The following is a 17,403-nucleotide window of genomic DNA, read 5'->3' as shown; positions in this document are numbered from 1 at the left end:
AATTGCCGACTAACATGCCTGGGCGGCATGTCCGACAATATGGGCGAGCAAGGCAGGAACATCAGGCACGCAGGACCATCAGGCTCATCTGGCTCATACGGCAGGAAAGACGTTTGACCGATGCCGACCGCCGCCGCCCCGCGGATTACCATTACCCTGAACGCTGCGGTACCCTCAGGCCATGTTCAAACCCGGCCAACCTGACGTTTCGATTCATGCTACCGGAAGGTATCACGAATCCATTTAACTTCATTTGACTCAAATCACGATGCCCGTCAGTAAACTTCAATAATATTAACTTTCTTCATTCGTTCGCATCAGAGCAAGATCGCACAGCATAATTGCCATGATCATTCGATTTTTTGACCGGCTCGCCTGGTCCTTTTCTCTATTCGAACCAATAAGTCACAATTGAATTTTATTTTTACATTCTTCTTTTACGATCCTGACATAACATTGAACTGAAACAATGACGCAAGTTACCGTAAGAAACAGTCAAATTCTTCTAACTTCCGGCTTCTCCGAAACCGGTTTGATTTTAAAAACCAATTGATCAATTTTTGCGCTCAAATGTAAATTTTTCTTAATTTCGTTCTAGAAAATCTTTATAAATCGGTTGTGACTACGTTGATTTTTATGTAAAATTTGCCCAGCTTTTGGAAAAGCTAGTTCGGACACCCTATAATTTACGATATGTAACGACTATGCCCCCACACTCCCTCGTCAGTTTCAGCAATTACCGCAACCGTCTCCGACGGTCATTACTCTCCCTCCTCTGCATTTCCCTCAGTAGCCTCACTTTCTCCCAAGTCGCCATCGCCGACGATCTCGATCAGGAACAATCCCAGAAACTCATCATCACCCAGAACGGCGTGGTTGATGCAACGACTGACAAACCTGTATCAGAATGGGATCCCCGGATTTCTGACCCTATCGGTGATTTGATCGCCCAAGCCAAGCTGCGTCGCAACAACAAGGATGCAGCCATTGATTCGCCGGCATCTGCCTCCAGCGAACTGGCCGAAGCCGCATTGAACTATCTCGGCGTACGATATCGTTTTGGTGGCACTTCACCCAAAGGCGGCTTTGACTGCTCTGGCCTGATTTACTATACCGCCAGCAAATACATGGGCGTCAACCTGCCGCGCGTAGCCTCGTCCATGGCGCAAATAGGCGAGTCAGTCAGTCGTGATGAACTCAAACCCGGCGATCTGGTCTTTTTCAATACACGGGGCAAACGTTACTCGCATGTCGGAATATATGTTGGCGAGAATAAATTTGTTCATTCCCCACGTACTGGTGCTGTTGTTCGCGTAGACAAGATGGACAATGTCTACTGGAACAAGCGTTATAACGGCGCACGCCGCCTTGAAGGACAGCGCGTCGCTTCTCGCTGACCAATAGGGCCCGGGCATTCAGTCGCAAGCGGCTGGGCAAAGGCATGGCCAAAGCAATACATTCGTAGTAGCTTCAAAAAAAGCCGGACGTTCTCCATGAAAAACGTCCGGCTTTTTCTATTTCCGGTTTAGCCAATTGTGACTATCGACCATCTGTTGGCTATCGGTTAGCCGTTGACTGCCGGCCCTATGAACCTATCGACCATCAGATGCATTCACAACGGACGAATCGGCACACGACGCGGCAACCCGATGTCCCATAAAACCGGCATGGCGCCCACGCCGGCTTCCGCCTAAATCACTACAGTTCGCAAGGACGGCGCAGGCGCCGATGACCTTGCCCTATACAGCTAGCCAGCACCGCAAGCCGACCCGCACCTTGATGAGCCAGAGCAGCCCGGAGTATGCCGGGCAACAGAACTAGTTGCCCTTGCCTGTCTTGTCGCGTTGCGGACAATCGGCACAGCGAAACCCGGATTGCGTTAACGCTTGCTGCATACTGCATAGCGACCGACGACAAGCAACCACAGGCACACCTGCTTTTTGCGCCGCAGACCGGAATGACTTCATGACATTGTGGCCAAGAAAGTCCGTCAGCAATATAACCATTTGCGTTCCGGTGGGCAATTGATAGGTTTTCTTCTGGTGGGAGGGATCGCGCCCGCTAATGTGCTGCTTGATTTCAATATTATGATCTTTTAAAAGCACCGGGATATTGCCCAGACGATCTGCGCCAACCACTATTGCACTCATATTTCCAATCATAGTCTTCTCCAAAGAAACTGAATTTATTATAAATGAGAATCATTATTATTAGCAATGTTATTTTTCATAAATTTTTTCAGCTCAATGAAGCCGCCCGGGGCCCCCTGCAAAATACATTCTTTAGCGATGCGATTTATTCAACTTTCCCGGTGTACAGTCCAGCCGCCTCATCAATTACCTTTTTATCGCCTCCTTAGCGACCGTACCGGCAAGCTTGGCCACCGGCCTCGGCAGCTCACGCCCGCCACCGTTAAGGCACTCCCGCGCCTGGCTGGCACTCCATTAACGCCGTTGCGCTTTCGCACGCGCTAGGGTTAATCCTCAATAGATATTTACAGTGAAGAGTCATAAAATTAAAACACTTGTTTAAATCAACTGTTTAATTATGGCCACCAGTCGCAGCGAAGTAACCCGCAAATCGATCCTGAATGCAGCCGAAAACCTGTTTGTGAAGGCAGGCTACGATGCGACGTCTTTGCGCCAGATCACCTCGGCCGCCAGTGTCAATCTCGCGTCCATCAACTACCATTTCGGCAGCAAGGAAGAGCTGGTGCGGGCGGTGCTAAAACGGCGCCTTGAATGGATCAACCGCGAACGCATCCGCTTGTTGGACGAACTTGAAAAAGCCGCCACGCCCAACTCGGTCAAACCGTCCCTGCTGGTCGATGCGTTCTTTGGCACCCTGCTACGCCATGCGTCCGATCCGGAACATGACGCAAACATTTTCATGCGCCTGCTTGAGCGCACCATGACCGACCCTTCCAATTTCATCAAGACCTTGTTTGCCCAGGAATATGTCGAAGTGGTGTCCCGCTACAAAGCGGCGTTTGTGCGCGCCATGCCCGATGTGCCCGAGGCAGAGATCATCTGGCGCTTCCATTTCATGCTAGGCGCAACCTCCTACGCGATCGCCGGCATCAATATTTTGCAGGGCGTTCTACCGGACATGACATCGTCCATGGTTGACGAAAACGTGTACGACGAACTGCTCCTACCCCGATTAATGAGTTTTCTTTTAGGAGGACTGCGTGCCCCTCTCCCAACAAATTAAAGCGTTTCGCAAACGTCACATCAGCCGCCCCCTGCTGAGCAAATTCAAAAAGGTATTGCCCTCCATGTCGGACACCGAAAGGGATGCGATCGAGGCAGGCACCGTTTGGTGGGATGCGCAGCTGTTCAGCGGCAAACCAGACTGGACCATGTGGCAGCAGTTTCCGAAACCAACACTGACTGCAGCTGAACAATCATTCCTGGACAATGAGGTCGTCCATGCATGCTCATTGGTCGATGACTGGAAAATCACAACCGAAGATTTTGACCTGCCGGCCGAGGCCTGGCATTACATTAAATCGAAGCGCTTCCTGGGCATGATCATCCCCGAGCAATATGGTGGCCTGGGCTTTTCCGCCTTCGCGCACTCCGAGGTAATGACGCGGCTGTCCACGCGCAACTCGGCGCTGGCAGTATCGGTTATGGTTCCCAATTCGCTGGGCCCCGGCGAATTGCTGGTGCACTATGGCACCGAAGAACAGAAAAATCACTACCTGCCGCGTCTTGCGCGGGGTGAAGACATACCTGCCTTTGCGCTGACCAGCCCCTGGGCCGGTTCCGATGCCGCAGCCATTCCCGACAGCGGTGTCGTTTGCATGGGCGAGTGGAATGGCCAGCAGGTGCTCGGCATGTCGGTATCGTGGAACAAGCGCTACATCACGCTGGCGCCAGTCTGCACATTACTAGGTCTGGCATTTCGTCTGTTCGATCCTGACGGCCTGCTCGGGGACAAAAAAGATATTGGCATTACCTGCGCGCTGGTGCCGCATGATCATCCCGGCGTACAGATCGGGCGTCGTCACTTTCCGTTGAATGCCATGTTCATGAATGGCCCGACCGAAGGTAACAATGTATTCATGCCGCTGGACTTCATCATTGGCGGTCCGCAAATGGCCGGCCAGGGCTGGCGCATGCTGATGGAATGCCTGGCCGCCGGACGCTCGATTTCGCTGCCCTCTTCCAACGTCGGCATGTCACAGATGACCGTTCGCGCCGTCGGCGCCTATTCACGCATACGCAAGCAGTTCAATCTGTCCATCGGTAAATTCGAAGGCATCGAAGAAGTACTGGCGCGCATGGGTGCCTATACTTATATGACCAACGCAGTAAGGGTCATGACTGCAGGCGCCGTGGATCTGGGCGAAAAACCTTCAGTGGTTTCGTCCATTGCCAAATACCATGTAACCGAGCGCGCCCGCGTCATCGTCAATGACGGCATGGACATCATCGGCGGCAAGGGAATTTGTCTTGGCCCATCAAATTTTCTGGGCCGTGCCTATCAACAGATCCCGGTCGGCATCACGGTGGAAGGCGCCAACATTCTTACGCGCAGCCTGATTATTTTCGGACAGGGGGCCATTCGCTGCCACCCGTACGTTCTCAAGGAAATGGCAGCCGTGCAGGAAACAGATCCGAAGATCGCGCTAGCCAAATTCGACGAAGCCCTGTTCGGTCATATTGGCTTTGCTTGCAGAAACGGCTTACGCTCGCTGTTTAGCGGTCTGTTCGGCTCGGCAGTGCTGGGCGTGAAGGCTGGGACCGCCCAAGCGATGCGCCCCTATTACGGCCAGATCACCCGCCTGTCGTCTGCGCTGGCGCTTAGCGCCGACGTTGCCATGCTGGTACTGGGCGGCAGTTTGAAAAAGCGCGAAAAAATTTCTGCGCGCCTGGGCGATGTGTTGTCCCAGCTTTATCTGGCTAGCGCGGCCTTGAAGCAATTTGAAGATCACGGCGCGCAAGCCGACGAAGCTGCCTTTGTACACTGGTCGGTTCAGGATGCGCTGGAAAAGGCGCAAATGGCATTGCTCAATGTGTATCGTAATTTCCCTAATCGCTGGATCGGTACAATGCTGCGCCTGATTGTCTTTCCCTGGGGCGGCGTATTCCGACGGCCCGATGACCGGCTTGATCGCGCCATTTGCGAACAACTGATGCAACCGGGCGCCGCCAGGGATCGCCTAACGGCAAATTGCTATATACCCGACAGCGACCAGGACCCGGTCGGCGTCATTGAAAAGGCCCTACTGGCCACCATCCGCGCCGAACCGGTAGACGCGAAAATCCGTGACGCCGAAAAACGGGGCGTATTCGACGGGCATCCGGCCGGCAACGTGCGGGACATCACTGAACTGGCGCACCAATTGAACCAGATCAGCGATGAAGAATATGCCTTGTTGCGCGAACGCGACCGGCTGCGCGACAAAGTCATTCACGTCGATGATTTCCCATTTGATCTGGGCCTGGCAAAAATGCAGACTGCAACGGGCTCTTCAACATCACATACCACCAAGGAATCCTGACCATGACATTCAAACCTGTTTATGTCGTCGATGGTGCCAGAACACCCTTTCTGAAAGTGCGGGGCGGCCCCGGGCCTTTTTCTGCAGGCGATCTGGCCGTGCAGGCCGGCCGCGCCCTGCTGCTGCGCCAGCCCGTGGAGGCAACCGCCTTGTCAGAAGTCATTGTAGGCTGCGCTGCCCCGACGCCCGATGAGACCAATATCGGCCGCGTGGTCGGCCTGCGCGTAGGCACCGGCCATAATGTGCCAGCCTGGACCGTCATGCGCAACTGCGCCTCGGGCATGCAGGCGCTCGATTCAGCCTGCGCCAATATTCAGACGGGGCGCTCCGATCTGGTGCTCGCTTGCGGCACCGACGCCTTATCACGCGCCCCCTTGCTGTTTTCCGATGCGATGGTCAACTGGCTGGCCAAATGGAATAGCGCGAAATCCACCGGCCAGAAACTGGGCCTGCTGCGCCAGTTCAGGCTGAGTAATCTGGCCCCCGTTATCGGCCTGCTCAAAGGCCTGACTGATCCGGTCATCGGCATTTCAATGGGACAAACCGCAGAAAACCTGGCCTGGGAATTTGGTATCACACGCCGCGAGATGGATGCCTTCAGTGTCCGCAGCCACGAACGCGCCATCTCGGGCCAGAACCGTCATGCGTTCGCGGAAATTGCCGCCATCATCGATTCCAAGGGCAATGCCTATACCGAAGACGACGGTATCCGTCGCGACTCAACGATAGACAAGCTGGGGACGCTCAAACCGGTATTTGACAAACCCAGCGGCAACGTAACCGCAGGCAACAGTTCGCAGGTAACCGATGGCGCCGCCGCACTATTGCTGGCTTCTGAAGAAGCGGTCAGTAAATGGAATCTGCAGCCGCTGGGTCGCATTGTAGACGCCCAGTGGGGTGCACTTGATCCGGCACAAATGGGCCTGGGTCCAGTGCACGCCAGTGTCCCTATCCTGCAACGCCATGGCCTTGGCCTGAACGACCTGGATCTATGGGAAATCAACGAAGCCTTTGCTGCGCAGGTGCTTGGCTGCATCCGCGCCTTTGAAAGCGAAAAATACTGCCAGACCCATTTTGGCATACCGGCGTTGGGTTCGCTGGATCAGGACAAATTGAATGTAGATGGCGGGGCCATTGCAATAGGCCATCCGGTGGGCGCCTCTGGCGCACGCATCGTGTTGCATCTGCTACAGGCGCTGCGCGCACGTAATCTGAAGCGCGGCATGGCATCTATTTGCATCGGTGGCGGCCAGGGTGGCGCCATGCTTGTCGAAACCATGCAGTAAGGATCAATTATGACAACTGTGAAAACATACCAGAACTGGACACTGCAGAACGATGCGCAGAATATCGCATGGCTGACCATCGACTGCCCGGATCGCAGCATGAATGCGCTGGCCAGCGACGTCATGGAAGAACTGGCCGACATCATCGGCAGCCTGGAATCGGCACCGCCCAAGGCCCTGATCATCCGCTCGGGCAAACGCAACGGCTTCATTGCAGGCGCCGACGTCAAGGAGTTTCAAAACGTCGACAACGTTGACAATGGTCGTAAGCTGATTGAACGTGGCTGGCATTTATTCAACCGTATTGAAAAACTGTCCTTTCCTACGCTGACGCTCCTGCACGGACCCTGCCTGGGTGGTGGATTGGAGCTGGCGCTGGCCTGCCGCTATCGCATCGCGGTCGACTCACCTAAACCGGTGATCGGGCTGCCTGAAGTCAAATTGGGTATCTTCCCGGCCTGGGGCGGCCTGATGCGACTGCCTCGTCTGATCGGCCCGCAAACCGCCCTGAACATGATGCTGACCGGCCGCACGCTGGATGGTCGCAAGGCTAAATCTGCCGGTTTGGTGGACCTGCTTGTTGCTCCCAGGGTCGCTGAGAAATCGGCTATAGACCTGGTCACTTCTGGCAAACCGGCACGTCGGGCTCAAGGCCTGGCCGGCCTGCTCAATCGTGCACCATTCAAATCGCTGGTCGCCGGCCAGGCGCGCAAAAGCGTCAAGCAGAAAGATCCTTATGGTCACTACCCTGCCACCCTGACCATGTTGCAGTTGTGGGAAAAACATGATGGCGATCCGCTGGCCGATCCACAGGCGCTAACTCGGCTGCTGCAGTCGGATGTCACCCGCAACCTGATCCGCGTCTTTCACCTGCAGGAGCGGCTCAAGGCTTTCGGCAAAAAAGACAATGCCAAAGCCGTCAACCATGTTCATGTCATCGGGGCTGGCGTTATGGGCGGCGGCATCGCTGCCTGGTGCGCGCTGCAGGGCATAAAAACCACCTTGCAGGATACCGACGCCCAGCGCATTGCCGGCGCGTTCAAAAATGCCGTCTCCACTTATGCCCGCAAGGATAGGTATACCGCGCAGGCGGCGCGTGATCGCCTGATTCCTGATCTGGAAGGCCACGGCATTGCAACGGCTGACCTGATCATTGAAGCGATCAGTGAAAATCCGCAAGCCAAGCAATCGCTCTATCGGCAAATAGAACCGAAAATGAAAGAAGGGGCCATTCTGGCCACCAACACATCCAGCCTGTCCATCGCGCAGTTGCGCAGCGTGCTGGTCCACCCCGAACGTTTTGTCGGTATTCATTTTTTCAATCCCGTGTCCCGCATGCCACTGGTTGAAGTGGTGCACGCCGATGGCATCGCCCAGGAAACCCTGGACACCGCCACCGCCTTTGTCGGCAAAATCGGCAAACTGCCGCTGCCGGTTCAGGACACGCCTGGGTTTCTGGTCAACGCCGTACTTGCCCCCTACATGTTGCAAGCCATGCGTTGCATTGACGAAGGTATCGACCCCGAAGTCATCGACACCGCCATGCTTGAGTTCGGCATGCCAATGGGACCGATCGCGCTGGCCGATACAGTTGGCCTGGATATAGCCATGGCTGCGGGCAAACAATTGTCCGAAGGCCAGGATCCGCCGCGCTGTCTGCAGAACAAAATTGCGCAGGGCAAGCTGGGCGTCAAAAGCGGTGAAGGGTTTTACGTATGGAAAGACCGCAAGCATGATCAACGCAGCAACAAAGCCATCCCACAGGGCCTGGCACAGCGCCTGATCAAGCCGCTGATAGAACAGACCGAAAAACAACTTGCGCACAACATCGTGCAGGACGCAGATCTTGCCGATGCAGGCGTGATATTTGGGACTGGGTTTGCTCCGTTTACAGGTGGACCCATTCATTACAAACGTAGCAACGGAGGACTATGACAGGATGCAGCGGGGAATAAAACAAAATCCCATATATTTCAAATGTGATAAGACTTGACAGCCTGGGGCAACGCCATAGGCTATTAAACAAGCAATCACCAGTTTTACACTTAGGATGGACGTATGAAGAGACATACATATAAACTCCAGCGGACGCTTCTGAGCGCAACATTGCTCGGACTGGGAATATCAAACGTCACAGCGGTGCATGCCGCTGGCTTTAACTTGCAGGAACAGAATGCCAGCGGACTGGGCGTGGCCTACGCGGGCAGTGGTGCCGTGGCAGAAAACGCTTCCACCATTTACTACAACCCAGCCGGCATGACCAATCTGCCCGGCCTAAACATATCAGTAGGTGGCAACTACATTATCCCATCGTTCAAGTTCAGCAATGATCGCAGCTCCCTGCCCGCCGCTTTTGGTACAGCCAACGCCCAGTTCTCCGGCACCCGGTTGGGCGATGAAGGCGATAACGCAGGGGGCGGCGCTTTTGTCCCGAATGCCTATGTCTCATGGCAGGTATCAGACCGTTTGTTCGCCGGGCTGGGCATCGGCGCACCCTTCGGCCTTGCGACAGATTATGGTGATGGCTTCATGGGCCGCTACCATTCCAAGAAATTTGAAATCGAAACCATCAATTTCAACCCGTCGCTCGCCTATAAACTGAACGATACCTGGTCGATTGGCGCAGGGATCAATATCCAGCGCATCAAGGCTGAATATGAGAAGAGCACCGTGGTTGACATGCGCAGCCAGGTTGCTGGCGCGGTTACGCAAAAGTACATCGCTGCCGGTGTTCCTGCACAACAGGCTGCTGCCATGGGCAAGGCAACAGGCGATCAGTACGGTCCTATTTTGGATGGCGAGGCCAGGGTCAAAATGAATGATACGGCCCTGGGCTGGAATATCGGCGTCATGTTCCATCCCAGCGAAGACACGCGCATCGGCTTGTCCTACCGCTCCCGTATCAAGTACAAAGCGACGGGCGACACCGACGTGGATATTCACCGCCCATCGGCCGCCATGATTGGCGCGATGCCCGCACAGTTGCAGGAAATCTACAGCCTCGTACCGGGATCGCTGACCTCTTCATCCAGCGCCAGTGTGACACTTCCCGATACGGCACTGCTCAGCGTGTATCAACGCATCAGCCCACGCTGGGAACTGCTGGGCGACATCCAGTGGACCGGCTGGAGCAGCCTGCCGAAGTTGACCATCCAAAGTGACACCTTGCCCGACGCCAGTCTGGATCTGAGGTTTAAGGACTCCTGGCGCATAGCTGTGGGTGCCATGTATCAGGTGGCGCCACAATGGAAGCTGAAAGCCGGTGTGGCCTGGGATCAGTCGCCGGTGCGCTCCGCGGAGCACCGCCCGGCCTCGTTACCGGACAACGACCGCTATTGGCTCTCCGTAGGCGCGCAATATAAGCCTACGGAAAATACCGCAATCGATGTTGGCTACAGCTATATGTATCTGAAAAAATCGCATGTAGACAATACCAACGACGGCAACCTTGCGCAGTACGGGCGTCTGAGCGGCAGCTACAAGTCCCATGGCCATATTTTCGGCCTGCAGGTCTCGCACCGCTTCTGACAAGGCACCGGCTGTAACGGCTGCAGGAAGCATCGTGCATGGTTCGGATTTGCTTCGCGCCATGCACGGTGGACTGCACCGCAACAAGAATTTTATTCGGAGACAAACAATGAAATTCAACGCATCTTTTCTGGCCGCCGTGCTTGTCATTCTGTCGACCCTGGTCCTGGACGCCAACGCCCGAACCGTGGACGGACACACCGTACCTGACACGCTGCATGTCGGCAACACACAGCTGGTCCTCAATGGCGCCGGTATTCGCAAGAAGGTGGTATTCGACGTATATCTGGCGGCGTTGTACACTGGTAAAAAAACCGACCAGGCGCAGGCGCTTATCAGCAGTACCGCGCCGCGTGCCATGAGGCTGGTACTGTTACGCGACATTGACAGCACTGACCTGGCCGATGCATTAAATGAAGGATTACGAGACAATACCAATACAAGCCAGTGGCAAGCGATACAGCCGTCTGCCCGACAGTTTGCCGACCTGCTGCTCAAACAGAAAAGCCTTAAAAGAGGCAGCGTGATTGACCTTATCTTTTCCGGCTCGCAGGTGTCGGTGTTGGCGCTGGGTGGACAACAAGGCGCGGTCGATGACGCGGGCTTTGCACAGGCACTGCTTGCCGTATGGCTGGGCAATGACCCTGCCCAGCCATCGTTGAAGCGGGCGTTGCTCGGTGCGGGTTGACGCCGGGGTACGGCGTTGGTTTATGGTCCTTTTACTCCCAGGATAAGACATGGAAAAAATCTGGCTAAAAAATTATCCAAAAGGCGTTCCGGCAGAAATCAATATAGACGACTATGCCTCACTGGCGGAACTGTTCAATGAAAGCTGCGAACGCTACGCCGGCTCGACCGCGTATATATCCATGGGACAGTCCCTGAGCTATGCGCAGTTGCATGAGGCAGCCCGTCGCTTTGCTGCCTGGTTGCAGGAACAGGGCGCCACGCGGGGCACACGCGTCGCCCTCATGATGCCCAATATCCTGCAATATCCGGTCGCGCTGTTTGGCACCCTGCTGGCCGGATGCACAGTGGTCAATTGCAATCCCCTATATACGGCCCGCGAACTGGAACATCAGCTCAAGGATGCCCAGGCCGAGTTTGTGGTCGTCGTAGAGAACTTTGCGCATACGCTTGAAGTGGCCAGACCGGCGCTGCCTGACCTGAAGCATGTGGTGGTAACCACGCTGGGCGACATGCTTGGCACGATCAAGGGGCTGCTGCTGAATATGATCGTACGCCATGTGAAGAAAATGGTTCCGGCCTGGTCCCTGCCCGGTCATATTCGCTTTGCCGATATCATGAAGCGCACCAACGTCGACGACTTCAGGCCGGTCAGCCTGGATCATTCAGACATGGCGTTCCTGCAATACACCGGAGGAACGACCGGTGTGGCCAAAGGTGCGGTGCTCAGCCACGGCAACCTGGTGGCCAATCTATGCCAGGCCTACGCCTGGGTCAAACCCTATGCCAAGGGCAATAACAACGATTTTGTGGTTACTGCCCTGCCGCTTTATCATATCTTCGCGCTCACTGCCAATTGCCTTACTTTCATTCGCCTGGGCGCAACCAATCTGCTGATTCTGAACCCCCGCGATATTCCCGGCTTTATCAAAGAATTGCGCAAGTATCCGTTTACCGCTTTTACCGGCGTCAACACGCTGTTTAATGCGCTGTTGAACAATGCCGATTTCAAATCGGTATCGTTTGAGCATCTGAAGCTGACGCTCGGCGGTGGCATGGCCGTGCAGCGCCCCGTGGCCGAACGCTGGAAACAAGTAACCGGCAGACCGCTAACACAGGCTTACGGACTAACCGAAACGTCGCCGGCGGTCACCATCAACCCCTTGGACTTGAATGAATTCAATGGCTCGATCGGCCTGCCGGTTCCTTCTACTGACATTTCGATCCGCGATGACCAGGGCAAGGAGCTGGCCATCAACGAAACCGGGGAACTGTGCGTCAAGGGACCACAAGTCATGCGGCAATACTGGAACAAGGAAGCAGAAACCCAGAAAGCGTTTGAGCCTGATGGATTCCTGCGCACCGGCGACATGGGGTATATCAACGAGGACGGATATATCTTCCTGGTCGATCGCAAAAAAGAACTGATCATTGTCTCCGGATTCAATGTCTATCCCTCCGAAATCGAAGAAGTCGTGGCTTCTCACCCGGGGGTCAGCGAGGTAGCCGCTATTGGTGCTGAAAACGGCGCATCCGGCGAAGTGGTCAAGATCGTGGTCGTGCGCAAGGATGCCTCGCTTACTGAAAAAGCACTGATCGATTTTTGCAGAACCGAGCTGACCGGCTATAAAGTGCCGAAGATTGTTGAGTTCCGTGATGAGTTGCCCAAGTCTGCGGTGGGCAAGATTCTCAAGCGCGAATTAAAGCAGGCGCCCGAAAAGAACTGAAGTCAGGGACTTGAGAATAAAGAAGGCGCGCCTTCGGGGGACGATTGAAAAAGGCCCGATGCCCCCTCGCCTGCATAATGCATAAAAAAACACCCCTGAAGAGGTGACAAAAACTGGACACGACGTTAAGCATTCTCTCTTAACGTCGTGTCCAGAAGATGAAACCTTCTCCACCCAAAGGACTGGATTGATATCCAATTTGTGGGGTGTAGTTCACAGCCTTCGGGGCTGTTTGATTGATAGGATCGCAGCGCCCTTGTCATGCCAGTCGGCGACACCAGGGACGCCTGCCGTATTTCGTGGCTTTAACTCTAAGATACCCGGCGCAACGGCGGGGCATAGTCGTTATCTGTATCGCTCGAGCCATTGGAATTGACTGCTGCCTCGACCGCATCGCGACTTAATTCCGGTGTCAGCATGGCCAGGAAATCGTACACATAATCACGCAGGAATACGCCGCTTTTCAGGCCGATACGGGTGATATGCGTGCCAAAAAGATGGCCTACCGGAATGCCCACAAAACCGGAGTCGCGCCGAGGGTCAAAAGCCACGCCGGCGATGATGCCGATACCCATTTCCACATCAACATAGGTTTTGATCACATCAGCGTCAATGGCTTCCAGAACGATGTCCGGCTTGAGTCCTTTACTGGCAAAAGCCTGATCAATCGACGTGCGCCCGGAAAAAGCCCGATCATAAGTGATGATGGGAAATTGGGCAATCTGTTCCAGAGACAGGTTTTTTGCCTGCGATGAAGTCAGTTCCGTCAGCGGGTGATCGGGCTTGACCACCAGGGTATGCTCCCAGCTATAGCACGGCAAGGTCGCCAGGCCGGTCACTTCGGACAACGATTCAGTGGCCAGCGCAATGTCAGCCTGTTCCTGCAACACCATTTGCGCCAGTTGCAACGGGCTGCCCTCGGCCAGGGAAACATGAACCTTGGGAAAGCGGCGCCTGAATTCGGGGATGAACCGGGGCAGAAAATAGCGTGCCTGCGTATGCGTACATGCAATGACCAGGCTGCCCTCGTCGCGACGCGCAAATTCATCGCTGACTTTCTTCAGATTATCGACCTCAATCATGATGCGCTCGATAATGCTGGCCACCGCCTGTCCGGGTTTGGTCAGGCCTTTGATGCGTTTGCCGTGGCGTTCGAAAACCTTGACGCCCAGCTCATCTTCAAATTCGATGATCGCCTTGGATACACCCGGCTGCGAGGTGAACAAAATTCTGGACGCCTCGGTCAGATTGTAGTTGCGCCTGATGGTTTCACGTATAAAACGAAATTGCTGTAGATTCATTATCCTTGCCTTTTTGATCCACCTGACCGCTGCAGGCGGGACGCCGGAACAGTAACAACAGCACAGAGGGCCATAGAGAGCCCTGGACCGTCGCGGAACCCGCTGGTGGTGACAGCGTGTCGCCGCTCGCGGCAATACGCATTATCGGATTATAAGTTATAACGAACCGTATTTATATAATTATTGGGTATATACATATAGTCTATTTCAACTGAAATACCACATGAATATATGTGCAGGCACTAAGCCGCTGATTTTTTTGGGGTTTTCAAACGCATTCGGGTATAGAACGCATACAGGCACAGCGCCAGGACGATGATATGCAGCGACAGGGTCCCGGTCAGAAAGTCTATTTTTCCGTTACCGATCCAGCCCCGCATCAAATTGATCATATTCATATAGAGCAACCCTGTCAGACCGGCCAGCAGCAAGTCTCCCGAACGCCCCAGGCGGGGATTGACCGCGCCCAGCGGGATCGCAAGCAATGCCAGATTCAAGGCGGCCAGCGGCAAGGAAATCCGCCACATGATCTGGGCCTGGCTTTCCGCCTTGCGATCCTGGATCAGGTTGGTCGTTGGGCGCGATTTCATCTGGTTCAGCGCATTCTGCCGGGCGATTTCATCGGCACTGGTGCCTGAGGAGTTCTCCAGGCGCAGGGTATAGGAGTCGAAGCTGACCATCCGGAATTCGGCGCTGTCGCTCTTCATGTCATAGCGGTTGCCTGGCCCCAACACCACATAGCGGTCACCATTGTCTTCGCGACGGATCCGCGCGTTTTTCGAGGTCACGATGGTATACCAGTCGCTGTCCAGGACGCGGGCAAACACGGCGCCAATCTCATCTTGCGGATTGGTGGGAGCTTCGGTGAAAAACACGCGTGCGCCGCCGGCCGATTCGATGAACTGCCCGGCAGTAATCTTGGACAAATCGGAGCGCTGCTCGTAACGCTGACGATATTCTTCGATCTGGCGATAAGCCCAGGGGGTCACTTCCAGCGTCAGGATGGCGATCAGTACACAGACCGGCAGCGCCACACGCAATACCGGCGAAATCCAGTCTTTGAGCGAAACGCCACTGGCAAACCAGACTACCATTTCAGATTCTCTGTAATTGCGTGAAATGGTTGTGATGGTCGCAATGAACAGCGCCACCGACAAAATGGTGGGCAAGGCGGTAATGCTCGAGAGTGCGGCAATCCCCAATACGATGTCTGCACCGATCTGCCCTTCAGCAGCCTGACCGAGCAAACGCACCAGCAGCACACTCAGCCATACGATGATCAGCGTTGAAAAGACAACGCCACCGTGACTGGTGATTTCTGCAACAACGGACCGTTTGAATAGCGACATAAGTAAAGATGAGGGATAATGAGGGCATCTTTCCGACGCCTCAAGGTAGAAACAACATGGAATTTAACACACAAACAAGCCGCTCGATTCAACAAATCAAAACCGCCGTCTTATTCGTCGGTGTGTACACCGAGGGCGTGCTTGGAGAGACAGCGAAGCTCATCAACCACGCCTCTGACGGCGCCATCGATGCTGTACTCAAACGGGAGTTCAAGGCCGCTGCAGCCACGTTGTTCGACCTGCGCGCCCTGCCCGGCGTGCGCGCCGAGCGCGTGGTGCTGGTGGGGCTTGGCGCCAGGGAAAAATTCAACAGCAACGTGATGTCCAAAGCGCACGCAGCCATTGCCGGTTATTGCAGCGATGGTTCGCTGACTGAAGCGGTTTCCACGCTGCTCGAAGAGCCCTGCCCTGCCACCACGCTGCGCCAGAGCGCACAATTGGCCGCAACCGCCGCCGGCAACGCCGTCTATAAATATACCGCCACATTCAGCAAGGCAAAACGCCCACCCGCCTCGCCCTTCAAGAAGCTCGTTTTCACGATCGACAAACCCGATCAGAAACAGGTCGAGCAAGGCGTTGCACATGGCGCGGCGATCGCCAAAGGCTTGCGCCTGACACGCGAACTGGGCAATCTGCCCGCTAATGTGTGTACCCCTGCCTTTCTTGGCGATCAGGCAAAACAATTGGCCAAGGAACACAAATCCATTACAGCAGAAGTGCTGGAGCGCAAGCAGCTGGAAGCATTGAAAATGAATGCATTTTTGTCGGTGGCTGCGGGCTCGGAGCAACCGCCGCGCTTCATCGTGCTCAAGTACTCGCCTGAACGCGGCGACAGCAAGAAAAAACAGAAATCCGACGGACCGGTTGTCCTGGTCGGCAAAGGCGTGACCTTTGACACAGGGGGCATTTCCTTAAAGCCCGGACTGGGCATGGATGAAATGAAATTTGATATGTGCGGCGCCGCTTCGGTGCTGGGCGTATTCAAAGCACTTGCGCACATGGAACTGGACACCGAAGTCATCGGCCTGATTCCGGCAACAGAAAACATGCCCAACGGGCGCGCCACCAAACCGGGCGACGTGGTTACCAGCATGTCCGGCCAGACCATCGAGATTCTCAATACCGATGCCGAGGGCCGGCTTATTCTGTGTGACGCCCTCACTTACGCAGAGCGCTTCGAACCCGCTGTCGTTGTGGATATCGCGACGCTGACCGGCGCCTGCATTGTCGCCTTGGGTAATTTCCATAGCGGACTGTATGCCAGCGACGACGAACTTGCAGACAACCTGCTGAGCGCAGGCAGGCGTGCACTGGACACCGCATGGCGCATGCCGCTGGATGACGAATACCAGGACCTGCTCAAATCCAATTTTGCCGATATGGCCAATATTGGCGGTCCCGCTGCCGGCTCGGTTACCGCCGCATGTTTTCTGGCGCGCTATACTAAGGCCTATCGCTGGGCGCATCTGGATATTGCCGGCACCGCGTGGCTCAAGGGCGGCAAGGACAAAGGCGCCTCCGGACGCCCGGTCCCCATGCTTTGCCAGTTTTTGATTGAACGGCAGGCCCAAGCGAATGCGCATTGATTTTGCCTTCGGCGCGGCAGACCGGCTTGGCATGGCCTGCGACGTCGTGCGCAAGCAATATCAGGCCGGCCAGCCGGTCCTGATTTATTGCACAGATCCCAGGCGGCTGGCCGTGTTCTCGCGCAAGCTTTGGGCTCTGGAAGATACGCTCTTTATTCCGCATGATGAAGTAGGACCGGACACACCGGCAGACAGTCCGGTACGGGTAACCCGCAACAGCCCGGCGCAGGCGCTGCAGGACGGCGCCCCCGTCCCCTGGCTGCTGAATCTGGACCTGGTCTGCCCGCCTGACACTGAAGGCTTCGTGCGATTGCTGGAAATTGTCTCCAATCACGAACAGGACAAGGCTGCGGCCCGGTTGCGCTTCAAACAATATACCGCTGCCGGCCATGATGTCAGGGCTCATAATATATCGAGCCACTGATAC

The 17,403-nt window shown here is 55.3% G+C and carries 13 protein-coding genes; 10 read left to right on the top strand and 3 right to left on the bottom strand.

Going from position 1 to position 17,403, the window contains the following annotated elements; translation table 11 throughout:
- Nucleotides 1-704: 704 nt before the first annotated feature.
- Nucleotides 705-1,397: a C40 family peptidase gene (locus tag EV681_RS08850; protein ID WP_128394451.1), complete on the top strand. Its 693-nt coding sequence runs from the start codon at nucleotides 705-707 to the stop codon at nucleotides 1,395-1,397.
- Nucleotides 1,398-1,817: 420 nt separating this feature from the next.
- Here EV681_RS08850 and EV681_RS08845 read toward each other — a convergent pair whose 3' ends face one another.
- Nucleotides 1,818-2,162, bottom strand: a complete 345-nt coding sequence (locus tag EV681_RS08845; protein WP_128394452.1) for a DUF2325 domain-containing protein — start codon at nucleotides 2,160-2,162, stop codon at nucleotides 1,818-1,820.
- 385 nt (nucleotides 2,163-2,547) lie between these two features.
- Here EV681_RS08845 and EV681_RS08840 point away from each other — a divergent pair, with 385 nt between their 5' ends.
- The 7 genes from EV681_RS08840 to EV681_RS08810 all read left to right on the top strand — a co-directional run bounded on the left by EV681_RS08840 (nucleotide 2,548) and on the right by EV681_RS08810 (nucleotide 12,740).
- Nucleotides 2,548-3,213 (top strand): TetR/AcrR family transcriptional regulator, encoded by a 666-nt coding sequence (locus tag EV681_RS08840; protein WP_128394453.1) that lies wholly within the window; start codon nucleotides 2,548-2,550, stop codon nucleotides 3,211-3,213.
- On the top strand, nucleotides 3,191-5,512 hold the full coding sequence (locus EV681_RS08835) for an acyl-CoA dehydrogenase (RefSeq protein WP_128394454.1): 2,322 nt from the start codon (nucleotides 3,191-3,193) through the stop codon (nucleotides 5,510-5,512). The genes EV681_RS08840 and EV681_RS08835 overlap by 23 nt, the downstream gene beginning before the upstream one ends.
- A gap of 2 nt (nucleotides 5,513-5,514) precedes the next feature.
- Nucleotides 5,515-6,798: an acetyl-CoA C-acetyltransferase gene (locus tag EV681_RS08830; RefSeq protein WP_128394455.1), complete on the top strand. Its 1,284-nt coding sequence runs from the start codon at nucleotides 5,515-5,517 to the stop codon at nucleotides 6,796-6,798.
- A gap of 9 nt (nucleotides 6,799-6,807) precedes the next feature.
- Nucleotides 6,808-8,733 carry a 3-hydroxyacyl-CoA dehydrogenase NAD-binding domain-containing protein gene (locus EV681_RS08825; protein ID WP_128394456.1) on the top strand — a complete coding sequence of 642 codons (1,926 nt, stop codon included), beginning with the start codon at nucleotides 6,808-6,810 and terminating at the stop codon, nucleotides 8,731-8,733.
- Nucleotides 8,734-8,856: 123 nt separating this feature from the next.
- Nucleotides 8,857-10,326, top strand: coding sequence for an OmpP1/FadL family transporter (locus tag EV681_RS08820; RefSeq protein WP_128394457.1), 1,470 nt, complete (start codon nucleotides 8,857-8,859; stop codon nucleotides 10,324-10,326).
- Between the two features lie 109 nt (nucleotides 10,327-10,435).
- Complete coding sequence (locus EV681_RS08815) at nucleotides 10,436-11,014, top strand: chalcone isomerase family protein (RefSeq protein ID WP_165392981.1); 579 nt, start codon at nucleotides 10,436-10,438, stop codon at nucleotides 11,012-11,014.
- Nucleotides 11,015-11,063: 49 nt separating this feature from the next.
- Nucleotides 11,064-12,740 carry an AMP-binding protein gene (locus EV681_RS08810; protein ID WP_128394459.1) on the top strand — a complete coding sequence of 559 codons (1,677 nt, stop codon included), beginning with the start codon at nucleotides 11,064-11,066 and terminating at the stop codon, nucleotides 12,738-12,740.
- Nucleotides 12,741-13,051: 311 nt separating this feature from the next.
- Here EV681_RS08810 and EV681_RS08805 read toward each other — a convergent pair whose 3' ends face one another.
- Complete coding sequence (locus EV681_RS08805) at nucleotides 13,052-14,041, bottom strand: CysB family HTH-type transcriptional regulator (RefSeq protein ID WP_128394460.1); 990 nt, start codon at nucleotides 14,039-14,041, stop codon at nucleotides 13,052-13,054.
- 242 nt (nucleotides 14,042-14,283) lie between these two features.
- On the bottom strand, nucleotides 14,284-15,390 hold the full coding sequence (gene lptF / locus EV681_RS08800; RefSeq protein WP_128394461.1) for an LPS export ABC transporter permease LptF: 1,107 nt from the start codon (nucleotides 15,388-15,390) through the stop codon (nucleotides 14,284-14,286).
- A 56-nt stretch (nucleotides 15,391-15,446) separates the two neighbouring features.
- Between lptF and EV681_RS08795 the strand changes: the two genes are divergently transcribed.
- On the top strand, nucleotides 15,447-16,976 hold the full coding sequence (locus tag EV681_RS08795) for a leucyl aminopeptidase (RefSeq protein WP_128394462.1): 1,530 nt from the start codon (nucleotides 15,447-15,449) through the stop codon (nucleotides 16,974-16,976).
- Nucleotides 16,966-17,400, top strand: coding sequence for a DNA polymerase III subunit chi (locus tag EV681_RS08790; protein ID WP_128394463.1), 435 nt, complete (start codon nucleotides 16,966-16,968; stop codon nucleotides 17,398-17,400). The genes EV681_RS08795 and EV681_RS08790 overlap by 11 nt, the downstream gene beginning before the upstream one ends.
- Nucleotides 17,401-17,403 lie beyond the last annotated feature (3 nt).

The organism is Advenella incenata, from assembly GCF_004217095.1.
Taxonomy (GTDB): Bacteria; Pseudomonadota; Gammaproteobacteria; order Burkholderiales; family Burkholderiaceae_B; genus Advenella; species Advenella incenata.
The sequence above is the reverse complement of the archived record's forward strand: the minus strand, read 5'-3'. Positions and strand labels throughout refer to the sequence as shown.